The 1799-nt window shown below is 69.6% G+C and carries 3 protein-coding genes; all 3 read right to left on the reverse strand.

Features of this window, described 5'->3' with window-relative positions; translation table 11 throughout:
* On the reverse strand, positions 1-193 hold a 193-nt coding region (locus tag D477_RS01340; protein WP_005266522.1), incomplete at its 3' end, for an enoyl-CoA hydratase-related protein.
* Positions 180-1082 (reverse strand): NAD(P)-dependent oxidoreductase, encoded by a 903-nt coding sequence (locus tag D477_RS01345; RefSeq protein WP_005266524.1) that lies wholly within the window; start codon positions 1080-1082, stop codon positions 180-182. The genes D477_RS01340 and D477_RS01345, both read right to left, overlap by 14 nt.
* Positions 1079-1799: M24 family metallopeptidase (locus tag D477_RS01350; protein ID WP_005266526.1), on the reverse strand; the 721-nt coding region annotated here is incomplete at its 5' end. The genes D477_RS01350 and D477_RS01345, both read right to left, overlap by 4 nt.

Below are 1799 nucleotides of genomic sequence, written 5' to 3' on the forward strand. Positions count from 1 at the left end.
GAACGTGTCCCCCTGCGCCGGTGAGGACGATGGCTCCGATGGTTTCGTCGTCGTCCAAAGTGCGCAGCGCCGTCGTTAGTTCCTTGGTCATGCCGGCGTCCAGCATGTTCCGTTCCCCGCGTTCGAGGGTCACATGGGCGACGGTTCCTTCGGTGCGGACGCGCACGGTGGTGAGGTCCTCAAGCACGGCCATGGTCGGCTCCTTCGGTAGTGGTTGTGGGCGGCTGCAGGGCCGCGAGTGCGAGCATGTCCTCGTCCCCGTGGCCCTGCCCGGCGGCTATGGCGGCAAGCTGCTCGACGGCGCCGGCCAGCGGCAGCGGGACACCGAGTTCGCGGGCCGCTCCGGTGCCCAGCGACAGGTCTTTGCGCAGCATGTCCAGGGTGAACGTGGGCGTGAAATCGTTCGCGGCCAGCGAAGCGGCGCGGGCCCGGATCCAGCCGGAGCCGAGCACGGTGCCGCCGAGGAACTCCAGGAAGTCCTCGCGCCGGACTCCGCCGTGTTCGGCCAGGCTGGTCACCTCCACCAGCGCCTGCGCCATGATGCCCAGGTAGAGGTTGTGGCAAAGCTTCACGAGCCGGGCGCCTTCTTCTTCGCCGGCCGGTACGACGGTCCCGGCGAGTTCCTGCAGCAGCGGGCGCACCTTGCCATAGGCCTCGGCGGGGCCGGAGGCGACGATGCAGGCGCCCCCGGCCGCGACGACGTTGGGGTTGCCGCTCACCGGGGCCGCCAGGAAGGCGGCGCCGCTGTCGGCCACGGACTGTCGCACGGAGGCCGACGCCTCAGCGGAGACGGTGGAGCAGTCGACGACGATGCCCGGGCGGGCGTCGCCGGCGAGCAGGCCGCCGGGACCGGTGATGACGTCTTGAAGGTCCTTGTCGCCGCCGACCGTGGTGAAGACAATCGGGCAACCGGCCAGATCGCTGGGCTTGTCGACGCGCTCGGCGCCCTGTTCCACCAGCGGCTCGGCCTTGGCGGGGGTGCGGTTCCAGACGGCCAGGGGGTGCCCGGCGTCGAGCAGGCGCGACGCCAGGGCGGTCCCCATCTTGCCGGTGCCGATCCAGCCGATCCGGGCGGTGGTCACACCGTCACCTCGGCCAGGGCGGGGGCCGGGGCGGCAGCAGCCGGCTGCAGGTCGACCCCGGTGTAGTAGCGGGTGCCGGCCACGTAGAGCTGGTCCGCGGGGAAGCGGGTGAGCAGCTGGCAGCCGTCCTTGGTGACCACAAGCTCTTCCTCGATGCGGGCAGCCGCGGAACCGTCCGGGGTCGGCCAGTACGTCTCCATGGCGAAGACCATGCCCTCCTGCAGCTCGATCGGGTGGTCGAAGGAGTGGTAGCGGCTCATCAGCGGACGCTCCCACAGGCCCAGGCCGATACCGTGGCAGTACTGCAGGCCGAAGGCCTGTTCCTCGGTCTCGAAGCCGAAGTCCTTGGCGGCCGGGAAGTGCTTGACGATGTCGGCGCTGGACGCTCCGGGGCGGACTTCGGCCATGGCCAGGTCCATGAACTCGCGGGCCTGCTTGTAGGCGTCGCGCTGGGCCATCGTGGCGGAGCCGACGTTCAGGGTCCGGTAGTAGCAGGTGCGGTAGCCCATGTAGGAGTGGATGATGTCGAAGTACGCGGTGTCCCCGGGGCGGATGAACCGGTTGGAGAATACGTGCGGGTGCGGGCTGCAGCGTTCGCCCGAGATCGCGTTGACCGCCTCGACTTCCTCCGAACCGTTTTCGTAGAGGAACTTGTTGACCAGCGCGACGGCGTCGTTCTCCTTCACGCCCGGGCGCAGGAAGCGGTACAGCTCGTCA

Source organism: Arthrobacter crystallopoietes BAB-32 (assembly GCF_000328305.2).
Taxonomy (GTDB): Bacteria; Actinomycetota; Actinomycetes; order Actinomycetales; family Micrococcaceae; genus Crystallibacter; species Crystallibacter crystallopoietes_A.